Origin of the sequence: Streptomyces sp. NBC_00670, from assembly GCF_036226765.1 — a bacterium.
Lineage (GTDB): Bacteria > Actinomycetota > Actinomycetes > Streptomycetales > Streptomycetaceae > Streptomyces.
In genome coordinates, this window is sequence record NZ_CP109017.1 from 6,616,586 (window position 1) to 6,636,415 (window position 19,830).

19 protein-coding genes are annotated in these 19,830 nt (G+C 71.5%); all 19 read left to right on the forward strand.

What is annotated here, in order from left to right; all coding sequences use genetic code 11:
- Window positions 1-41: 41 nt before the first annotated feature.
- The 19 genes from OIE12_RS29130 to OIE12_RS29220 all read left to right on the forward strand — a co-directional run bounded on the left by OIE12_RS29130 (window position 42) and on the right by OIE12_RS29220 (window position 19,760).
- Window positions 42-1,553: an ABC transporter substrate-binding protein gene (locus OIE12_RS29130; protein WP_329140409.1), complete on the forward strand. Its 1,512-nt coding sequence runs from the start codon at window positions 42-44 to the stop codon at window positions 1,551-1,553.
- 39 nt (window positions 1,554-1,592) lie between these two features.
- Entirely contained in the window at window positions 1,593-2,534 is a 942-nt protein-coding gene (locus OIE12_RS29135; protein ID WP_329140411.1) for an ABC transporter permease, read from the forward strand.
- Entirely contained in the window at window positions 2,531-4,312 is a 1,782-nt protein-coding gene (locus OIE12_RS29140; protein WP_329140413.1) for a dipeptide/oligopeptide/nickel ABC transporter permease/ATP-binding protein, read from the forward strand. The genes OIE12_RS29135 and OIE12_RS29140 overlap by 4 nt, the downstream gene beginning before the upstream one ends.
- Window positions 4,309-5,154 carry an ATP-binding cassette domain-containing protein gene (locus OIE12_RS29145; RefSeq protein WP_329140415.1) on the forward strand — a complete coding sequence of 282 codons (846 nt, stop codon included), beginning with the start codon at window positions 4,309-4,311 and terminating at the stop codon, window positions 5,152-5,154. The genes OIE12_RS29140 and OIE12_RS29145 overlap by 4 nt, the downstream gene beginning before the upstream one ends.
- Window positions 5,151-5,582, forward strand: a complete 432-nt coding sequence (locus OIE12_RS29150; RefSeq protein ID WP_329140417.1) for a nuclear transport factor 2 family protein — start codon at window positions 5,151-5,153, stop codon at window positions 5,580-5,582. The genes OIE12_RS29145 and OIE12_RS29150 overlap by 4 nt, the downstream gene beginning before the upstream one ends.
- Window positions 5,579-5,839, forward strand: a complete 261-nt coding sequence (locus tag OIE12_RS29155; protein WP_329140419.1) for a hypothetical protein — start codon at window positions 5,579-5,581, stop codon at window positions 5,837-5,839. Before OIE12_RS29150 ends, OIE12_RS29155 begins: the two co-directional genes overlap by 4 nt.
- A 1-nt stretch (window position 5,840) precedes the next feature.
- Window positions 5,841-6,443, forward strand: coding sequence for a response regulator transcription factor (locus OIE12_RS29160; protein WP_329140421.1), 603 nt, complete (start codon window positions 5,841-5,843; stop codon window positions 6,441-6,443).
- Complete coding sequence (locus tag OIE12_RS29165; protein WP_329140423.1) at window positions 6,440-7,927, forward strand: ATP-binding protein; 1,488 nt, start codon at window positions 6,440-6,442, stop codon at window positions 7,925-7,927. Before OIE12_RS29160 ends, OIE12_RS29165 begins: the two co-directional genes overlap by 4 nt.
- Window positions 7,924-10,491 (forward strand): glycoside hydrolase family 78 protein, encoded by a 2,568-nt coding sequence (locus OIE12_RS29170; RefSeq protein ID WP_329140425.1) that lies wholly within the window; start codon window positions 7,924-7,926, stop codon window positions 10,489-10,491. Before OIE12_RS29165 ends, OIE12_RS29170 begins: the two co-directional genes overlap by 4 nt.
- Window positions 10,488-11,744, forward strand: a complete 1,257-nt coding sequence (locus OIE12_RS29175; protein WP_329140428.1) for a metal-dependent hydrolase family protein — start codon at window positions 10,488-10,490, stop codon at window positions 11,742-11,744. The genes OIE12_RS29170 and OIE12_RS29175 overlap by 4 nt, the downstream gene beginning before the upstream one ends.
- A 74-nt stretch (window positions 11,745-11,818) precedes the next feature.
- Window positions 11,819-12,931, forward strand: a complete 1,113-nt coding sequence (locus OIE12_RS29180) for an acyl-CoA dehydrogenase family protein (RefSeq protein WP_329140430.1) — start codon at window positions 11,819-11,821, stop codon at window positions 12,929-12,931.
- A gap of 54 nt (window positions 12,932-12,985) precedes the next feature.
- Window positions 12,986-13,354, forward strand: a complete 369-nt coding sequence (locus OIE12_RS29185; protein WP_329140432.1) for a hypothetical protein — start codon at window positions 12,986-12,988, stop codon at window positions 13,352-13,354.
- Window positions 13,351-14,637 (forward strand): aromatic ring-hydroxylating oxygenase subunit alpha, encoded by a 1,287-nt coding sequence (locus tag OIE12_RS29190; RefSeq protein WP_329140434.1) that lies wholly within the window; start codon window positions 13,351-13,353, stop codon window positions 14,635-14,637. The genes OIE12_RS29185 and OIE12_RS29190 overlap by 4 nt, the downstream gene beginning before the upstream one ends.
- Entirely contained in the window at window positions 14,627-15,151 is a 525-nt protein-coding gene (locus tag OIE12_RS29195; RefSeq protein ID WP_329140436.1) for an aromatic-ring-hydroxylating dioxygenase subunit beta, read from the forward strand. The genes OIE12_RS29190 and OIE12_RS29195 overlap by 11 nt, the downstream gene beginning before the upstream one ends.
- A complete protein-coding gene (locus OIE12_RS29200; RefSeq protein ID WP_329140438.1) occupies window positions 15,148-15,909 on the forward strand; it encodes an SDR family NAD(P)-dependent oxidoreductase in 762 nt (253 codons plus the stop codon). Before OIE12_RS29195 ends, OIE12_RS29200 begins: the two co-directional genes overlap by 4 nt.
- Window positions 15,910-15,950: 41 nt before the next feature.
- Window positions 15,951-16,907, forward strand: coding sequence for a PDR/VanB family oxidoreductase (locus OIE12_RS29205; protein WP_329140440.1), 957 nt, complete (start codon window positions 15,951-15,953; stop codon window positions 16,905-16,907).
- A 38-nt stretch (window positions 16,908-16,945) separates the two neighbouring features.
- Complete coding sequence (locus OIE12_RS29210) at window positions 16,946-17,461, forward strand: flavin reductase (RefSeq protein WP_329140441.1); 516 nt, start codon at window positions 16,946-16,948, stop codon at window positions 17,459-17,461.
- Entirely contained in the window at window positions 17,458-18,660 is a 1,203-nt protein-coding gene (locus OIE12_RS29215) for an amidase (RefSeq protein ID WP_329140443.1), read from the forward strand. Before OIE12_RS29210 ends, OIE12_RS29215 begins: the two co-directional genes overlap by 4 nt.
- Window positions 18,657-19,760: a mandelate racemase/muconate lactonizing enzyme family protein gene (locus tag OIE12_RS29220; protein ID WP_329140445.1), complete on the forward strand. Its 1,104-nt coding sequence runs from the start codon at window positions 18,657-18,659 to the stop codon at window positions 19,758-19,760. The genes OIE12_RS29215 and OIE12_RS29220 overlap by 4 nt, the downstream gene beginning before the upstream one ends.
- The last annotated feature ends 70 nt before the right edge of the window (window positions 19,761-19,830 follow it).

Below are 19,830 nucleotides of genomic sequence, written 5' to 3' on the forward strand. Positions count from 1 at the left end.
GCAGGAGCAGGAGCCGAGAGAATGAGACAAGTGGAGAGAACATGCGCAAAACAGTGGCGTTCGTCGGTGCCGCGGTTCTGACCGCGACGGTCGCCGCCTGCGGTGGCGGCGGCGGGGCGGCGGGCGGGGACAGCACGCTGACGCTCGGCGAGTCGGTCACGGCGACGCCGTGGGACCTCGCCGATGCCAGCATCGGCCCGGAGGCCCAGTACTACCAGCCGGTCTACGACACCCTGATCCGGCTGGACACCAAGGGGAAGGCCACCCCCAACCTGGCCACGTCGTGGTCGTACGACAAGAGCCGGACCACCCTGACGCTGAAGCTGCGCGAGGGAATCAAGTTCACCGACGGCACCGCCGTCGACGCCGACGCGGTGAAGAAGAGCCTGACGCACACCAGGAGCGGCTCGGGCACGGCCGCCGGGCAGATCCAGGACATCAGTGGTGTCGATGTCGTCGACGAGCACACCGTGGCCATCAGGCTCAGCCATCCCAGCGCGTCCCTGGTGCCGGCGCTCGGCCAGGTCTCGGGCATGATCGCGAGTCCCAAGGCGCTGGACGACCCCAAGACCCCCGTCGGTTCCGGCCCGTACAGGCTGGACACGGCGGCCACCACCGTCGGCACCACCTACACCTACACGCGCAACGCCGACTACTGGAACGCCAAGGCCTTCCCGTACGACACGATCGTCATCAAGTACCTCTCGGACCAGACCGCGCGCAACAACGCGCTCATGTCCGGCCAGCTCGATGGCGCCACCCTGAACCTCAACCGGGTCAAGACCGTCAAGTCCCGTGGCCTGAACGTGCAGACCTACCAGCCCGGCGACATCGAGGGGCTGTACATCTGGGACCGTGCCGGGAAGATCGTGCCCGCCCTCGGCAAGTTGAAGGTGCGCCAGGCGCTCAACCACGCCTTCGACAAGAAGGCCATCATCAAGGCGTCCAAGACCGGCCTCGGCACCCCGACCGCGCAGCTCTTCGCCAAGAACGAGGAGGGCTACGCGGCGGACCTGGACGACACCTACTCCTACGACCCGGACAAGGCCAGGAAGCTGCTGGCGGAGGCCGGGTACCCGAACGGCTTCTCCGTCACGATCCCGGACATGTCCTCGATCTTCCCGCAGGAACAAGCGGCGCTGACCCAGTCCCTGAAGGACATCGGCATCAAGGTCACCCTGGACAACCTGCCCAGCAACCAGATCTTCAGCAGCCTGCTGGCCGGCAAGTACGCGATGTCCTACTTCAAGCTGGGCGCGACCACCTCCTGGGACAAGGTCCAGCTTCAGCTGCCGAAGAACTCCACCTGGAACCCCTTCAAGTACGACGACCCGAAGGTCGACGGCCTCCTCACGCGTATCGGCGAGGCGAGTGACGACGACCAGCGGGCCGAGCTCTTCCAGAAACTCAACACCTACGTCGTCGACCAGGCCTGGAACGCCCCCTGGAACGTCATGGTCAACGCCTACGCCACTGCCAAGGACGTCAAGGTCACCCCGCAGCCGGGCGCCCAGTACCCCCCGATCTACAACTTCGAGCCGGCGGCCGGGTAACCACCGCCCCGATCCGACACGCGGAAGGAGGAATCGACCGTGCTCGTCTTCTTGTTCCGGCGCATCGCCGCCGGCGCCGTCCTGGTGGTCGTCGTGGCCACCGCGACGTTCCTGATGCTCAGCCTCACCGGCACCGACGTGGCCCGCAACATCCTGGGCGAGACCGCCACCCGGGACGCGGTGACCGCCAAGAGCCAGGAACTCGGTCTGGACCAACCCCTCGCCGAGCGGTACTGGCACTGGGTGCAGCACGCCGTCCAGGGCGATCTGGGGACCTCGTGGTTCACCGGCGACTCGGTGAACCAGTCCCTGACGGACACCCTTCCGGTCACCCTCTCCGTGGTGCTCGCGGGCCTGCTGATCGCCGCGGTGCTCAGTGTGCTGCTCGGCACCGCCGCCGCCCTGCGCGGCGGCTGGGTGGACCGCCTCGTGCAGATCGGGGCGGTGCTCGGCACGGCGGTTCCCAGTTTCCTCATCGCCCTGGTCCTCGCGGTCACCCTGGCGGTCCGGCTCGGCTGGCTCCCGGCCACCGGTTACGTCGCCATGGACGTCTCCGGCATCGACTGGCTCCGCTCCATCACCCTGCCGGCCGTCTCCCTGGCCGTCGGCGCGACCGCGGCCACCGCCATGCAGGTGCGCGGCGCGCTGGTCGACGTCCTGCGGGCCGACTTCGTACGCACCCTGCGCAGCCGCGGCCTCAACACTCGCAGCGTCGTGTTCCGGCACGCGCTGCGCAACGCGGCCCCGCCCGCGCTGACCGTCCTCGCCCTGCAGTTCATCGGGCTGATCGGCGGCGCCGTCGTGGTCGAGAAGGTGTTCGGCCTGCCCGGTATCGGCACCCTCGCCAACTCCGCCGCCGTCCGCGGCGATGCGCCCGTGCTGCTCGGCACCGTCGTGGTCACCGTCGTCATCGTCGTCGCCGTCAACCTGCTGCTGGACATCGCGTACGGCTGGCTCAACCCCAAGGTGCGTGTCTCATGACCACTGCGGAGCCCACCGCCCCGGCCCCCGCGGCGCCCGCCCGCACGGGCCTGCTGCGCCGCACACTGCGCGACCCGCTCGCCCTGGTCTGCCTGGCCGTGCTGGGCCTGGTGGTCCTGGCCGGTCTCGCGGCGCCGCTGCTCACCGGCCAGGCACCCGACGAGAGCGTCATGGCCGACACGCTGGCGCCGATGTCCGGCGCCCATCCGCTCGGCGGCGACGGCGTCGGCCGGGACGTGCTGTCCCGGCTGCTGTACGGCGGCCGCACCAGCCTCCTCGGCGGAACCGTCGCCGTCCTCGTCGCCTTCGCCGTCGGCGCGCCCCTCGGACTGATCAGCGGCTTCTACCGGGGCTGGTTCGACGCGGTGGCCGGCTGGATCGTCAACGTCATCATGGCCGTGCCCGCGATCATCGTGATGCTGGTGGTCATGGCGGCCGTCTCGCAGGACCTCAACATCGCCATGATCGTCCTCGGTGTGATCATGGCACCGATGGTCTTCCGGCTGATCCGCGCCTCGGTCCTCGCGGTCCGCGAGGAGCTGTACGTCGACGCCGCGCGGGTCTCCGGACTCGGCGACCTCCGCATCATGCGCCGGCACATCACGCCCGTGGTGGTCGGGCCGTCCGTCATTCAGGCGACCCAGGTGTTCGCCGTCGCCATCGGCATCCAGGCGGGGCTCGCCTTCCTCGGCCTCGGCAAGGCCTCCCAGGCCAGCTGGGGTGCCATGCTCAACGACGCCTTCACCAACGTCTACAACGCGCCCATGCTGCTGGTGTGGCCCGGCGTCGCCATGGGCCTGACCATCCTCGCCGCCAGCCTGCTGGGCAACGCCGTGCGCGACGCCCTCGGCACCGCCCCGCCCCGGGCCGTCAGGCGTCGCGGACCCGCCACGCGGACGGCCCCGACGGCGGTCCCCGCCGCCGAGGTACCCGCGGGCCGGCTGCTCACCGTCGCCGGACTGCGGGTCTCCTACGGCGAGAAGACGGTCGTGAACGGCGTCGACCTCACCGTCGACCGCGGGGAGGTGCTCGGCCTGGTCGGCGAGTCCGGCTCCGGCAAGAGCCAGACCGCGTTCTCCGTCCTCGGCCTGCTGCCCGACGAGGCGCGGGTCGCGGCGGAGCGGCTCGTCTTCGACGGCGAGGAACTGCTGACCCTCGACCTGCCGGCGCTGAACGCCCTGCGCGGCGCGGGAATCGGCTACATCCCGCAGGAACCCATGTCCAACCTGGACCCCTGCTTCCGCATCGGCTCCCAGCTCGTGGAACCCATGCGCAAGCACCTCGGGCTGTCCCGGGCCGAGGCCCGCACCAAGGCTCTCGCCCTGCTGGCCCGGGTCGGCATCCCCGACCCCGAGCGGGTCTTCCGGTCCTACCCCCACCAGGTGTCCGGCGGCATGGCCCAGCGCGTCCTCATCGCCGGCGCCGTCTCCTGCGACCCGCGGCTGCTGATCGCGGACGAGCCGACCACCGCGCTCGACGTCACCGTCCAGGCCGAGGTGCTCGACCTCATGCGCTCGCTCCAGGAGGAGCGGGGAATGGGCATGATCATCGTCACGCACGACTTCGGTGTCGTGGCCGACATCTGCGACCGGGTCGCGGTGATGCAGAAGGGCCGGACCGTGGAGACGGCACCCGCCCGGGACGTCTTCGCCGCGCCCGGCCACGAGTACACCCGCATGCTCCTGGACTCCACTCTCGAGGGCGGACCCGCCCGCGGCCCGCTGCGCGCTTCCCGCCGGAGCCCCGAGGCCCAGACCTTCAAGGAGGTGACGTCGTGACGTCGAAGGCGTCCGGCGCCTCGCCGCTGCTCGAACTCGACGACGTCGTCGTGGAATACCCGGCCAAGGGCCGTGGCAAGAAGCCCTTCCGCGTCCTGCACGGCGTCTCCCTGTCCATCGCCCCGGGCGAGACGCTCGGCCTGGTCGGCGAGTCCGGTTCCGGCAAGACCACACTCGGCCGGGCCGTCCTCGGTCTCGCCCCCGTCACCGGTGGCGAGGTCCGGTACGGAGGCCGGCCGGTCTCCGGGCTCGGCAAGCGGGAGAGGCGTGCCCTCAGCAAGGACATCCAGGTGGTCTTCCAGGACCCCTACACGTCCCTCAACCCGGCCATGACGGTGCTCGACATCCTCACTGAGCCGCTGCTGGTCACGGGCGTCGCGCGGGCCGAGGCCGAGGACCGCGTGCGGAAGCTGCTCGACTACGTCCACCTCCCGCAGGACGCCGCCCAGCGGCTGCCCCGCGAGTTCTCCGGCGGACAGCGCCAGCGCGTCGCCATCGCCCGCGCCCTGTGCCGGGAGCCGAAGCTGATCGTCTGCGACGAGCCGGTCAGCGCTCTGGACCTCACCACACAGGCCCGAGTCCTGGACCTCTTCATCGAGATCCAGGAGGCGACGGGGGTCGCGTACCTCTTCGTCACCCACGACCTGTCCGTCGTGCGGCACATCAGCCATCGTGTCGCCGTGCTCTACCGCGGCGACGTCGTGGAGACCGGCGACGCCGTCCAGGTCACCGAGCGCCCGCGGCACGCCTACACCAAGAAGCTGCTGCTCGCCGCCCCTGTACCGGACCCGGAGCGGCAGGCCGCCCGCCGCGCCGAACGATTGCGGCAGGCCGCCCCGTGACCGCCGGTGTCGAGGAGACCGTGACCCGCTACCTCGCCCTGTGCGACGTGCCCACCCGGGGCGACGGCGACCTGGGGGACCTGTTCACCGAGGACGCCGTCTGGGAGGGCGGCGGTGACGCGTACGCCGAGAAGTTCGGGCGCACCGAGGGCCGTACGGCGATCGTCGCGATGCTCGCCGAGTACCTGCCGCCCCACCCGCACTTCCGTGCCAACGTCCACCTGCTGTTCCCCGGCACGGTCGACACCGACGGCACGACGGCGCGGGGCAGCTGGCCCATGCAGCAGCTCTCCCGTTACGAGTCCGGCTCGGCGGAGGTCATGGTCGCCCGGCTCGACGTGACCTTCCGACTGGACGACGACCACCCTCGCATCTCGGCGTTCCGCACCGAACGCCTCTTCTGCGCACCCCTGACGGAGGAGCGATGACCGACCGTACGATGCTCCTGACCTGCTACGCCGACACCCACCGCTACGGCTGGCACCACGTCGACCTGTTCACCCACGACCACCTGGGCCGGGAGGTCAACTGGGTGCACTGGACGGTCGACGAGGACGGGCCCCGAGGCGCCGACCGGGCGACCGCCCGGGTCGAACCCACCCTGCGCCGCACCACCGAGTGGCATCACGGGGTGAGCGCCGACGGCAGCGAGTACTGGACCGCGCAGGCCGCCTGGGCCGGCTGACATGTGCCTCGTCCACATCCTCGACGACGACGAGGAGTTGAGCGAGTCCCTCGCCTGGCTCCTCGGATCGGTCGGCATCCGCTCGGAACGCCACCACGACGCACGGGAGTTCCTGCGGTCCTACGACCGCGGGCGGCCCGCCTGCCTCGTCCTCGACGTGCGGATGCCCGAACTGAGCGGCTTCGACGTGCAGCACCTGCTCAACGAGACGGGCGCGCCGCTGCCGGTGATCTTCGTATCCGCGCACGGCGACATCCGGATGTCCGTGCGCGCGATGCAGAACGGCGCCGTCGACTTCCTGGAGAAGCCCTACGACCCGCAGCACATGCTGGACGTGGTGCAGACCGCACGGCGCACGGCCCGGGACTGCTTCGCACGCCGGGCGGAACAGCGTGTACTGCGCTCCCGACTGGACGAACTCACCGCACGTGAGCAGGAGGTGCTACGCCTGTCCGTGGAGGGAGTCTCCAACAAGCAGATCGCCTCACGGCTCGGCATCAGCACGAAGACCGTCGACGTGCACCGCGCCCGCATCCGGGAGAAGACCGGCGCCGAGAGCATCCCGGTACTCGTGAGGGACGTGCTCAGGCTGGAGCGCCCATGAGGGACGCGGCAACGGGTGTCCCCCCGCAAGGAACGGCTCCGGACGATTTTCGGGAGCTGCTCCAGGCCCTCGAGTACTGCGTCCTGCTGCACGACGCCCGCACCTTCGAGATCCTGTGGGCCAACCGCGCCGCATGCGACGTCCTCGGCCGGACCGTGGACGAGCTGAGACCGCTCAAAGCACCCGACATGAGCCGGAACGTGCTCCAGTACGGCCGCGCCTTCGGTCACCGCTGGCTCGGCCGGGCCGTCGAGCACGGCGTCAGCGCCACCGAGTGGTGCTATCGCGCGAAGACAGGCGAGGAGATCCTCACCGAAGCGGTGGCCACGCGCGTCGAACTCTCCGACCGCACCGTCGTGATGGTCCAGTTCAGGGACATCGCCGACGAGAAGGCGGTCCGACGCGACCTGCACCGCACGGAGAGCCGGCTGCGGGCCCTGCTCGGCAGCCTGGCCGAGGGCATCGTCGTCCTCGGCGACGCCGACCGGGTGCTCTTCGCCAGCGAGTCCGCGGCCCGGCTACTGGGTCGTGACCCGACCGGCGACGACTTCGCGGCCTACTGCTGCGACACTCCCGTACCCGACCGGGAGGGTCGCTACCGGTTCGCCGCACCCGATGGCGAACCGCGCTGGTACGCCGCCACCTTCCAGCACATCGACACCGAGGGCGATCTCAGCGGCCGGATGCTGCTGTTCTACGACATCACGGACCGGGTCCACGCCGAGGAGCGGCACCGGCGCGACACCCAGCGACTGGACCACCTCGCCCGCTACAACGCCATGGGAGACATGGCGATGGCGATCGCCCACGAGGTGAGCCAGCCACTGGCCGCCGCCTACAACTTCGTCGAAGGGGCCCGCGGCAGGCTCGGCGAGCGAGACCGGGACGGTGACGAGTCCGTGTCCTGGGGACTGGACAACGCCGTCCGGCAGATCGAGCGTGCCCGGCGCATCCTGGGCAGCCTGCGGCAGTACGTCGGCAGGCTGGAACAGGCGGAGCGGCTCACCGACCTCAACGACATCGTGCGCGACTGCGCCTACTTCATCGAACTGCGCGCCCGGCAGCACCGCGTCCGTGTCGGGTTCGACCTCGATCCCGCGCCGCTCCCCGTGTGCTGCGAGAACGTGCTCATCGGACAGGTCGTGATGAACCTGGCCTTCAACGCGGTGGACGAGATGGCCCGGTGGCCCGCCGAGGAGGGCGCGGTCCTGGTCACCACCGGACGCGGCGCGGACGGTCACGCCGAACTCGCCGTGCACGACCAGGGCCACGGTCCGCCGCCCGACGAGGGCGTCTTCGACGGTGTCTTCACCTCCAAGGCCAACGGCAGCGGCATCGGACTCGCCCTGAGCCACCGCATCATCACCCGTCACGGCGGCCGTATCGGGGTGCGCCCCAACCAGCCGCGCGGAGCTGTCTTCCACTTCGCGCTCCCGACGGTGCCCGGGCCGGCCGCAGCGCCGGCCGGAAACGGAAACACATGACACGACACACCCTCCGCGTCACCGATCTGCGGGCCGAACACCATCGCCAACCGCTCGGCATCGGCGAGCGGCGCCCCCGTCTGTCCTGGCACACGGTCACCGACCGCCCCGGCCAGACCCAGACGGCGTACGAGGTGCGCCTCACCGAGTTCGGGAACGAGCGGGTCCGCCACTACCGGATCCCTTCCGCGGAGTCGGTGCTCGTACCGTGGCCGGGCGGACCACTGGTCTCCCGGCAGCGCGTCGAGGTGGCCGTCCGCGTGTGGGGCCAGGACGGTGAGGAACCCTCCGCGTGGTCGGAGCCGCTGCCGGTCGAGGCCGGACTGCTCGACCCGGCGGACTGGTCGGCGCGGCTGGTCTCGCCCGCCCGCTCCGAGTCCGCCGACGGAGAGGCCCCGCCCTCGGTGCTGCGTGGTGCCTTCCGGCTGGGTGCCCCCGTCACCGACGCCCGCCTTCACCTCACCGCGCACGGCGTGTACGAGGCGGAACTCAACGGCGTCCGCGTCGGCGACCACGTCCTCGCCCCCGGCTGGACCCACTACCCCGAGCGGCTGCGCCACCACACCCACGACATCACCGGTCTGCTGCACGAGGGCGCCAACGAACTGCGGATCCTGCTGGCCGACGGCTGGTACCGCGGCCGGCTCGGCTTCGGCGGCGGCACCCGCGACACCTACGGCGACCGGCTCGCCGCCCTCGCCCAGATCGAGGTCCGCCACCCCGACGGCACCACCGCGACCTTCGGAACCGGCCCCGACTGGCAGGCCGCGCCCGGCCCCCTCCTGTCCTCCGGGATCTACGAAGGAGAGGCATACGACGCCCGGCGCGAGCCGCACGACTGGCAGCCGGTGGACGTCCTGCCGTACGGTCCGGCCCGCCTGGTCGCCCCCGACGGACCGCCCGTACGCCGTACCGAGATCCTCGACCCGGTAGCCGTCCTCACCTCGCCCTCCGGCCGGACCGTTCTCGACTTCGGCCAGAACCTCGTCGGCCGGCTCCGTATCCGCGTCGAGGGAGAACCCGGACGTGCCATCACCCTGCGCCACGCGGAGGTCCTGGAGGACGGGGAACTGTGCGTCCGGCCGCTGCGGCACGCCACCGCCACGGACACCTACACCCCGCGCGGCACCGCCGGCGGCGAGGAGTGGGAGCCGCGCTTCACCTACCACGGCTTCCGCTACGCCGAGGTGAAAGGCTGGCCGGGGGAACTGCGCCCCGGCGACGTACGCGCCGTCGTCCTGCACACCGACATGCGCCGCACCGGCTGGTTCTCCTGCTCCGAGCCCCTGCTCAACCGCCTGCACGAGAACGTCGTCCGGAGCATGCGCGGCAACTTCCTCGACATCCCCACCGACTGCCCGCAGCGCGACGAGCGCCTCGGCTGGACCGGAGACGTACAGATCTTCGCCCCCACCGCGACCTTCCTGTACGACTGCGCGGGAGTGCTGCGGTCCTGGCTGAAGGACCTCGCCGCACAGCAGCATCCCGACGGCCGGGTCCCGATGTACGTGCCGCACATCCCCACCCGCTTCCCCGAACTGCGCGCCGCGGCGTGGGGCGACGCCGCCGTCATCGTGCCCTGGACGCTGTACGAGCGGTACGGGGACCTCGGTGTCCTCGCCGACCAGTACGCCTCCATGAAGGCGTGGGTGGACGGCATCGCAGCCGTGGCCGGCGACCGGCACCTGTGGGACACCGACCGGCAGCTCGGCGACTGGCTCGACCCCGCCGCCCCGCCCGACCGCCCCGGTGATGCCCGTACCGACCCGCACCTGGTCGCCACCGCGTACTACGCCCACTCGGCCGGACTGCTCGCCCGCACCGCCGCGCTGCTCGGCCACGGAAGCGACCACGCCCGTTACTCCGCCCTGTCCGATGCCGTACGCGCCGCCTTCCGGGACGCCCACCTGACCGCGGACGGCCTGCTCACCAGTGACGCGCAGACCGCCTACGCCCTGGCCCTGCGCTTCGGGCTGCTGGCCACCGACGAACAGCGCGCCCGCGCCGGACGCCGACTGGCCGAACTGGTCCGCGAGGAGGACTTCCACATCGGCACCGGCTTCGTCGGCACCCCCCTGATCTGCGACGCGTTGTGCGAGGCGGGGGAGTACGACACGGCGTACCGGCTGCTGCTGCGCCGCACCTGCCCGTCCTGGCTGTACCCCGTCACCATGGGCGCGACCACGGTGTGGGAACGCTGGGACAGCATGCTCCCCGACGGCAGCGTCAACCCCGGCGAGATGACCTCCTTCAACCACTACGCCCTGGGCGCCGTCGCCGACTGGATGCACCGCACCGTCGCGGGCCTCGCCCCCGCCGCCCCCGGATACCGGCGCCTGCGGGTCCGCCCCCGCCCCGGCGGCGGCCTGACCCACGCCTGCGCCGCCCACGACACCCCCTACGGCCGGGCCGAGGTGTCCTGGTCCCGCACGGGGAGCGAACTGCGGGTGCGCGTCACGGTCCCGCACGGCACGACCGCCCTGATCGACCTGCCGGGGCGAGCGGCCCCCGAGGAAGCGGGCCCCGGCACCCATCTGTTCCGAACGGAGACCGCACGACCATGACCACCCGGTACGACAACGCCGTCCTCGTCGACGGCACCGGAGCCGCGCCCGTCTCCGACGCCGTCCTCGTCGTCGACGACGGCTTGATCACCTACGCGGGCGCGACCGCCGAGGCACCCCGCACACCCGACGCGACCCGCGTCGACCTCGGTGGCCGCACCCTGCTGCCCGGGTTCTTCGACTGCCACGCCCACTTGAGCATGACGCCGGAGCGCCCGCTGATCTCGGGACTGACCACCGACCCGACCGTGGGGACCTTCGAGATCGCCGAACGGCTGCGTGCCACCCTGCACGCGGGCGTCACCTCCCTGCGCGACCTCGGCGGCACACCCTCCGGATACCGCACCGTCCTCGAACGCGGACTGATCGAGGGCCCCAGGCTTCAGGTCGCCGTGAAGGTCATCAGCCACACCGGCGGCCACGCCGACTGCTCCCTGCCCGGCGGCCTGGACGCCGCACCTCACCTGGGCGAACTCGCGGACACACCCGACGAGGCACGGATCGCCGCCCGACGGATGCTGCGCGCGGGAGCCGACGTCGTCAAGCTCTGCGCCACCGGCGGCATGGGCAGCCCGCACGACGATCCCGACGACGAGGGCCTGACCAGCGAGGAGATGCGGGCCGTCGTGGAGGAGGCGGCACGGCACCGCGGCCGGCCGGTCGCCGTGCACGCCCAGGGCACCGCCGGCATCCGCAACGCCCTGCGCGCCGGCGTGACCAGCATCGAGCACGGCTACGGCATCACCGACGAACTGTGCGACCTGGCGCTGGAACAGAGCACGTTCCTGGTCCCGACCCTGTCCACCGTCTTCGCACCGCTCGACCCGGCGACGATGCCCGCGTACCACTACCAGAAGAAGAGCCGCTGGTCCGGCATCAGCAAGGAGAACATCGCGCACGCCATCAGCCGGGGTGTGCGCATCGCCCTGGGTACCGACGCCGGGGTCGTGCCGCACGCCCGCAACCTTCTCGAACTCTCCCACCTGGTCGAACTCGGCATGGCATCCCTCGACGCGATCCGGGCAGGCACCCTCGACGCCGCCCGGCTCCTCGGCGTGGACGAGCGCCTCGGTTCCCTGGAAACCGGCAAGACGGCCGACTTCGTGGTGGTGGACGGCGACCCGGTGCGCGACATCGGGATCCTCGGCCGCCCCGAGTCGGTGGTACTGGTCGCTCAGGCCGGCCAGGTGCGCAAGAACACCGCGAACACTAGGGGAAATCCCCTATTTCGCGAGGGCAACTCCCAATGGTGAGGCTGCTGTTGCCGCACATAGCGTGAGAACGCGGCGGGAGAGAGAACCGCCCGGCAATGCGAGGAGATTCCCTCATGAAGCAGCTCGATCAGGTGCTGGAAGTGGTGGCCGAACGGCGGGCCGAATTCGAGGAGGGACGGCACGTCCCACGGGATGTGATCGCTGAGTTCAAGCACGCGGGCATCTACCGGGCCGGTGTTCCCAAAAAGTTCGGCGGGGACGCCCTGCCGCCCGCCGACTTCCTCCACGTCGTCGAGCGCGTCGCGCAGGCCGACGGGTCGGCGGGCTGGGTGGCGAGTTTCGGCTCGGCCACCGTCTACCTGGCCGCGCTTCCACTGGAGACGCAGGCCAAGCTGTACGCGGACGGCCCCGACGTCGCCTTCGCCGGCGGCCTGTTCCCGGTGCAGCCCGCCGAACTCGGCGACGACGGCTACCACGTCTCCGGCCACTGGAAGTTCGCCAGCGGCTGCAAGGGCGCCGACGTGCTCGGCGTCGGCATCAAGAGGGCCGGCGCCGACCGGGCCGGCCGGCCGCTCACCGCGGTGCTGCGGCCCGATCAGGTGCGGATCGTCGACAACTGGGATGTCGTCGGCATGCGCGGCACCGGCAGCCACGACCTGGTGGTGGACGAGGCCGTGGTGCCCGAGGAGTGGACGTTCGTCCGCGGCGGCGAACCCACCGTCGACGAACCGCTCTACCGTTACCCGACCGTGGCGTATGCCGCGCAGGTCCTCGCCGTCGTCGGCCTCGGTGTCGCGCGGGCCGCCCTCGACCAGGTCATCGCCCAGGGCGGCCGACCGGGCTTCACCGGCGCCCCCGGGCCCGCCGAACGCGCCACCTACCGCATCTCCGTCGCTCGGGCCGAGGCCCGGCTGCGCTCCGCCCGCGCCTTCTTCTACGAGGCCACCGAAGACGCTTGGGCCACGGTCGAGGCGGGCGACCCCGCCACCGCGCAGCAGGTGAGCCTGCTCCGCCTGGCCTCCGCCCACTTGGCCAAGAACGCCTTCGAGGTGGTCCGGTCCGCCTACCAACTGGGCGGCATCGCGGCCATCACCGACGGCAGCCCCCTCCAGCGTCACCTGCGCGACGCGTCGGTCGTACCGCAGCACGCATTCCTCCAGGAAGGCATGTACGACGGCGCCGGCGCGGTCCTCATGGGCGTCGACCCCTTCCCCGGATACCTCTGACGGCCCACACCCCGTACACCCCGCACACCTCGGAAAACCGAAAGGCGGCAGCCCATGTCAGCACCTGCCGACGCCCCCCTGCGCGTGCTGTTCTGCATCGGCGTCAACCAGAACTTCTTCGACCTGCCCACGGGCCAGGGCAAGACCGTCTGGGACGGCTTCACCAGCATGCTCACCCAGCTGTACGACCTGCCCGGCGTCACCGTCCTCGGCACAGTCGACGACGACCAGCAGATGGTCGGACCCTCCGAATCCTGGCCCTGGACCTGTTACGTCCTCGCCGACGTGGTCGACCAGCCCACCGTCGCCGCTGCCTGCAACCTGTTCCGTACCGTCCAGGTGGGCGAGCACGGCCTGTGGCGCTACATGAAGATCGAGGCGCGGCTCGGCCGCCCGCTGCCGGAGCCGGAGGCGGCCCGATGACCACGACCCCCGAGACCGCGAACCCGTCGACCACGGCCGCCGACCGCGTCGGCGGCGACCGCGTCGCCGGCACCCTCTACACCGACCCGGCCCTCTTCGAGCAGGAGATGGACCGCATCTTCCACCGCACCTGGGTGTGGGTCGCGCACGAGAGCGAGATCGCGAGGGCCGGCGACTTCAAGACGGCGTGGGTCGGCCGCCGGCCGGTCATCGTCAGCCGGGACCGCCGCGGCGGCATCAACGTCCTGCTCAACCGCTGTCGCCACCGCGGCGCCAGCGTCTGCGAGACACCCAAGGGCAACGGCGCCGGCTTCACCTGCCCGTACCACGCCTGGTCGTACTCCCTGGACGGCACGCTGCGCGGCATCCCGTACCCCGAGGGCTACGAGGACGTCGTCGAGAAGAAGGACCTGCCGCTCCAGCGCCTGAAGGTCGGCACGTACGCGGGCATGATCTTCGCCAGCTTCGCGGAGGAGATCGAGCCGCTGGAGGACTTCCTCGGCGGGGCCCGGATGTGGATCGACCGCTTCATGAAGCAGGGCGCCGGCTACCCGATCAAGGTGCAGGGCGAGCACAAGTTCCGCTTCCGGGGCAACTGGAAGATCCAGCTGGAGAACACCACCGACTGGTACCACTTCCCGATCGTGCACCGCTCCTGGATGTCCTCGGTCGACGCCGAGACCGCGTCCATGCTGTCCATCATGACCGACGAGACCGCGGTCACCCACGCCCTCGGCAACGGCCACAGCGTCTCCGTCTCGGTCGCCGAGCACGCCGACCTCGACGTCGACGACGGCACCGAGAAGCTCCAGGACCGCTTCAGCCACATCGTCGAGGAACTCTCCAAGGACCTGCCTCCGGAGAAGGTGCGGCGCATCGTCCGCTCGCTGCACGGCGCCGGGTTCAACCTGAACCTCTTCCCGAACGTCGCCATGTCGATGGCGTTCTTCCGAGTGCTGCGCCCCCTGTCGGTCGACGAGACGGAGGTCCGGCACGTCGCGCTCGGCCTGGAAGGCGGCCCGGACATCGTCAACCGGGAACGGCTGCGCATCCACGAGCACTTCCAGGGACCGTTCGGTTTCGGCAGCCCCGACGACGCCGAAGCCTGGAACCGCGTCCAGCGCGGCGTGGCCGGCGGTGCCGACATGCCGATCCTGGTCAACCGCGGGCTCGGCCGCGAGAAGCCCAACGACCTGGGGCAGCCCACCTCCCACGCGACCGACGAGACGGGCATGCGGGAGGCGTACGCGATGTGGAAGAGGATGATGACCGATGGCAACTGAAGCCCCCGCGACGGCGGCCGTGGCGGCTGAACTCCCGCTCGACGACCCCCGCGCCCTCGCCGCCGTCTCCCTGATCTGGCGCGAGGCCCACCTGCTCGACGCCCGCCGCTACGAGGACTGGGACGGTCTGTGGGCCGAGGGCGGCGAGTACGTCGTCCCCATCGACCGGGACGCCACCGACTTCGCCTCCTGCCTCAACCTCGTCTACGACGACGACCGCATGCGCCGCATGCGCATCGAACGCCTCACCGGCGGTTTCTCCATCTCCGCCGCCGCGGCGGCCCGCACCGTCCGCTCGGTCTCCCGGTTCGTGGTGACCGGCCGCGAGGATGACGCGATCGAGATCCGCTCCGCGCAGATCCTCGTCGGCTACAAGCGCGAGGAGACCTTCGTGCTGGCCGCCGACGTCACCCACCGGATCGTCTTCGGCGCCGACGGCCCCCGGATCTCCCGGAAGATCGTGCGGCTGGTGAACTCCGAGGACACCGTCACGGCGTCGGGGTTCCTGCTGTGAACCCGGAGGAGCAGAACAGCGGGTACGTCGCCCTCGTCACGGGGGCGGCGGGCGGCTTGGGCGCCGTGATCGCGGGCCGGCTGTACGACCACGGGTACCGCGTCGCGCTCACCGACCTCGACGAGAAGGCCGCCGTGCGGGCGGCGTCGGACCTCGACCCGGAGGGCCGCTACGCCGTCGGACTCGCCCTCGACGTACGCGACAAGGATGCCTTCGCCCGGGTCCGAGACCAACTCGTCGACCACTGGGGCGCCGTCCATGTCCTGGTCAACAACGCCGGCCGGTCCAAGGTCGAACCGCTGATGGAGATCACCCCGGAGAGCTTCGGCGAGATCGTCTCGACCAACCTCGACGGCGCCTTCTTCGGCTGTCAGGTCCTCGGCGCGTACTTCGCGGGCCGCGGCTACGGGCGCATCGTCAACATCGCTTCGCTGGCCGGCCAGAACGGGGGCACGGCGACCGGCGCCCATTACGCGGCGGCCAAGGGCGGCGTGGCCACCCTGACGAAGGTGTTCGCCCGGGAACTCGGCCCGCACGGAGTGACCGTGAACGCCGTCTCGCCGGGACCGCAGGACGTCCCGGTGGTGCGCGAGATGGTCCCGCCCGACCAACTGGCCGCCATCGAGCGGGACATCCCCGTCCGACGGCTGGGCCGGCCGCGGTTCATCGCCGACATGACCGTGCTGCTCGCCGCCGAGCACGCCGACGCGGTCACCGGCGCCTGCTGGGACGCCAACGGCGGCCTGTACATGCGCTGACGCCGCCGTCAGCCATCCTCAACGAACGTGAAGGCGGACGGATGTTCACTGTCACCGTCACCGAGGCCGTCGACGAGACCGACTCGGTCAAGGTCCTCAGACTGGCGCGCACCGACGGCAGGCCACTCGACCCGTACCCGGCGGGCGCGCACGTCGACGTCACCGGACCCACCGGGATCACCCGCCCCTACTCACTGTGCGGTTCGCCCGGCGACACCGGCGCGTACACCATCGCGGTGAAGCGGGAGGCGGACTCACGCGGCGGCTCACAGGCCCTGCACGACAAGGCGGCGCCCGGCACCCGGCTCACCGTCGGCGCGCCCCGCAACCTGTTCGCCCTCGCCCCCGACGCCGCCGAACACCACCTGGTGGCCGCGGGCATAGGCATCACTCCGCTGCTGGCCATGGCCTATGAACTGCACGCCGGCGGAGCCGGGTTCCGGCTCCACTACGTGGCCCGCAGCCGGGCGGAGGCGGCCTTCGCCGGCCTGCTGGACGCGTCCCCCTTCACCGACCGGGTGGTCCGCCACTTCGGGCTCGGCCGGCAGACCGCCGGGAAGGTGCTGGCCGAGGCCCTGACCGGTCTCCCCGCCGGCGCGCACGTCTACACCTGCGGACCGCACGACTTCATGGCACACGTCCGGGAAGCGGCCGCCCGGAGTCTGCCGGGGGAGCACATCCACGCGGAGCTGTTCGGGGCCGCCGCGGACCCCCGTGAGCAGGGAGCGGACCGCCCGTTCGAGGTGGAGCTGGACACCGGAGAGGTGTACATCGTGCCGCCCGGCCGCAGCATCACCGAGGTGCTGGAGGAGAACGGCCAGGCTCTGGACACCTCCTGCCGGGAAGGCATCTGCGGCACCTGCGTGCTGCGCGTGCTCGAGGGCGAACCCGACCACCGTGACCACTGCCTGACCGCGAAGGAGAAGGCGGCCGGCGACCAGATCGCGGCCTGTGTGTCGCGAGCGAAGTCGGCACGGCTGGTGGTCGAACCGTGGTGAGCGTCCCGAAAGACGAACAGGAAAGGAGCGGCACTGCCGTGAATCCCAGCCGGACCGACTTCCGGGAGGCGATGGCCCACCTCCCGGCGGCCGTCAACATCCTCACCACCGACGGGCCGGGCGGCCGCTGCGGCATCACCCTCAGCGCGGTCTGCTCGGTCACCGACGACCCGCCCACCGTGCTGGTCTGCGTCAACCGCGGCAGCGCGATGCACGACGTGTTCAAGGCGAACGGGCGCGTCGGTCTCAACGTGCTCGGCGGTGAACAGCAGGAACTCGCCCTGCACTTCGCCGGAGCCACCAAGGTGGCCATGGCCGAGCGCTTCACCTGGGACGTCTGGGACCGCACCCATGACGTCCCGGTGCTCAGCGAGGCGCTGGTGACCGCGGTCGGCACCATCAAGGATGCCGTCCCCATGGGCTCGCACAGTGTCCTCTTCGTCGAGATCGAACGCATACGCACCCGTACGGGCGGCCAGAGCCTCGTCTACTTCAACCGGGCCTTCCACCAGCTCGACGCGGCTCCTCGCGTACCGGAAGGCGCCACGGCATGAGCGCCCGTGCCACGGCGGCCGTCGAGGACGCGCTGCGGCGGGCGGAGCGCCTCGAACCGGAGATCCGCGCCTGGGTGCGGCTGGACGCCGACGGTGCCCGCGCCGCAGCGCGGCAGGCCCCGGACGGCCCGCTGCACGGCATGCCCTTCGGGGTGAAGGACATCATCGACGTCGCCGGGCTGCCCACCGAGTGCGGCTCGCCCCTGCGCCGCGGCCGGACCGCGACGCGGGACGCCTGGCTGGTGCACCGACTGCGGCTGGCGGGCGCGGTGCCGCTGGGCAAGACGGTCACCACCGAGTTCGCGTACTTCCGGCCCGGCCCGACGCGCAACCCGCGCGACACCGCCCACACGCCCGGTGGCTCCTCCAGCGGCTCGGCCGCCGCCGTCGGGGCCGGCGTGGTGCCGCTCGCCCTGGGCTCCCAGACCGCGGGCTCCCTGACCCGGCCCGCCGCCTACTGCGGCGTCGCCGGTTACGTCGCACCCGTGGGAGCCTGGCCGACCGATGGTTTCGCCGGCCTCAGCCCGAGCCTGGACGCGCCGGGCCTGCTCACCGCGACCGTCGCCGACCTGGCCGCCGTCATCGAGGCGGTCGACGGCACCACGGCCGAGGAAACGCCCCCCGCGCCCCGGGTGGCGGTGTGGTCCGGCGGCGACCTGGCGCGGATCGACCCGGCGATGCGGAGCGCGCTGGACACCACCGCCCGCGCCCTCATGGGCAGCGCCGGGGACCGGCCGGGCGAGGTGGAGTCCGTCGTCGGCCCGCCCCGTCTGGCCGCCGCCCACGCCGTCGTCATGGCCCACGAGGCAGCCCGCGCCCTCGCCGACGAGGCCCGGCGCCCCGAAGCGCTGAGCGAGCAGTTGAACGCACTCCTCGAAGAGGGCCGCGCCACGTCCGAGGCCGATCACCGCGCGGCACTCGCCACCGCCCGCACGGCACGGGCCGCGGCCCTGGACCTCCTCAGCCGCTTCGACGCGATCCTCGCCCCCGCCGCCCCCGGTCCCGCCCCGCACGGCCTGGACGCCACCGGCACCCCGGTCCTCAGCCGCCCCTGGCAACTGCTCGGCCTGCCCGTAGTGACCGTCCCGGGCCACCGCGACCCCGCGGGCATGCCCCTGGGCCTCCAACTCGTCGGCCACCCCGACCGCGTCGGGCGCCTGCTCGGCGTCGCCCGCCTCGCCGAGGAGACCACCCGGTGAAGATCACCGCCATCGAGGCCGTCCCGTACGCCATCCCGTACACCAAACCCCTGCGCTTCGCCAGTGGCGAGGTGCACACCGCCGAGCACGTCCTCGTCCGGGTCCGCACCGACGAGGGGCTGACGGGAGTGGCCGACGCCCCGCCCCGACCGTTCACCTACGGCGAGACACAGGCCTCCGTCACCGGCGTGATCGAAAAGATCTTCGCCCCGCAGCTCAGGGGTCTGGATGTGTTCGCCCGCGAGCGGGTCCACGCCCGGCTGGACCGTACGGTCGGCAACCCGACGGCCAAGGCCGCCATCGACATGGCCCTGTGGGACATCGCGGGACAGGCACTGCGCCTGTCGGTCACCCGGCTGCTCGGTGGCTGGAGCGACCGGATGCGCGTGGCGCACATGCTCGGCTTCGACACCCCGCCGCGGATGGCCGCGGAGGCGGCACGCATACGGGACACGTACGGCATCACCACCTTCAAGGTGAAGGTCGGCCGCCGCCCCGTCCGCCTCGACCTCGACGTCTGCAAGGCACTGCGCGAGGCACTGGGAACCGAAGCAGAGCTGTACGTGGACGGCAACCGCGGCTGGACCGCCTCGGAGTCGGCCGCGGCCCTGCGTGAACTCGACGGCCTCGGTATCACACTCGCCGAGGAACTGTGCCCCGCCGACGATGTCCTCGGCCGGCGGTGGCTGGTGCGGCGGAGTCCGGTGCCCTTCGTCGCGGACGAGTCCGCCACCACGCCCGCCGAGGTGACCCGCTCCCTGCTCGACGGGGCCGCGACCGCGATCAGCATCAAGACGGCCCGTACCGGCTTCACCGGTTCCCAGCGCATCCTCCACCAGTGCGAAGGGATGGGCGCCGAGGTCGTCATGGGCAACCAGATCGACGGCCAGCTCGGCACCGTGTGCTCCGCGGCGTTCGGCGCGGCCCACGCCTCCGCCTCCCGCCGGGCCGGTGAACTGTCCAACTTCCTCGACCTGAGCGACGACCTGCTCACCGAACCGATCACCGTCACCGACGGCACGCTGACCGTGCCGGACCGCCCCGGTCTCGGCGTGGCAATCGACCCGGAGAAGCTCGACCGCTACCGCCAGGACCGTTGAGCGTCCGCGCCGCCCTCATCCCGAGAACCGCCACCAACCACTGAGAACACCGCACTCGAATGGCAAAGGA

Coding starts and splice junctions, on each gene's coding strand:
- OIE12_RS29130 (WP_329140409.1), top strand. CDS start 42: ATGCGCAAAACAGTGGCGTTCGTCGGTGCCGCGGTTCTGACCGCGACG.
- OIE12_RS29140 (WP_329140413.1), top strand. CDS start 2,531: ATGACCACTGCGGAGCCCACCGCCCCGGCCCCCGCGGCGCCCGCCCGC.
- OIE12_RS29155 (WP_329140419.1), top strand. CDS start 5,579: ATGACCGACCGTACGATGCTCCTGACCTGCTACGCCGACACCCACCGC.
- OIE12_RS29160 (WP_329140421.1), top strand. CDS start 5,841: ATGTGCCTCGTCCACATCCTCGACGACGACGAGGAGTTGAGCGAGTCC.
- OIE12_RS29165 (WP_329140423.1), top strand. CDS start 6,440: ATGAGGGACGCGGCAACGGGTGTCCCCCCGCAAGGAACGGCTCCGGAC.
- OIE12_RS29170 (WP_329140425.1), top strand. CDS start 7,924: ATGACACGACACACCCTCCGCGTCACCGATCTGCGGGCCGAACACCAT.
- OIE12_RS29175 (WP_329140428.1), top strand. CDS start 10,488: ATGACCACCCGGTACGACAACGCCGTCCTCGTCGACGGCACCGGAGCC.
- OIE12_RS29180 (WP_329140430.1), top strand. CDS start 11,819: ATGAAGCAGCTCGATCAGGTGCTGGAAGTGGTGGCCGAACGGCGGGCC.
- OIE12_RS29185 (WP_329140432.1), top strand. CDS start 12,986: ATGTCAGCACCTGCCGACGCCCCCCTGCGCGTGCTGTTCTGCATCGGC.
- OIE12_RS29190 (WP_329140434.1), top strand. CDS start 13,351: ATGACCACGACCCCCGAGACCGCGAACCCGTCGACCACGGCCGCCGAC.
- OIE12_RS29195 (WP_329140436.1), top strand. CDS start 14,627: ATGGCAACTGAAGCCCCCGCGACGGCGGCCGTGGCGGCTGAACTCCCG.
- OIE12_RS29205 (WP_329140440.1), top strand. CDS start 15,951: ATGTTCACTGTCACCGTCACCGAGGCCGTCGACGAGACCGACTCGGTC.
- OIE12_RS29215 (WP_329140443.1), top strand. CDS start 17,458: ATGAGCGCCCGTGCCACGGCGGCCGTCGAGGACGCGCTGCGGCGGGCG.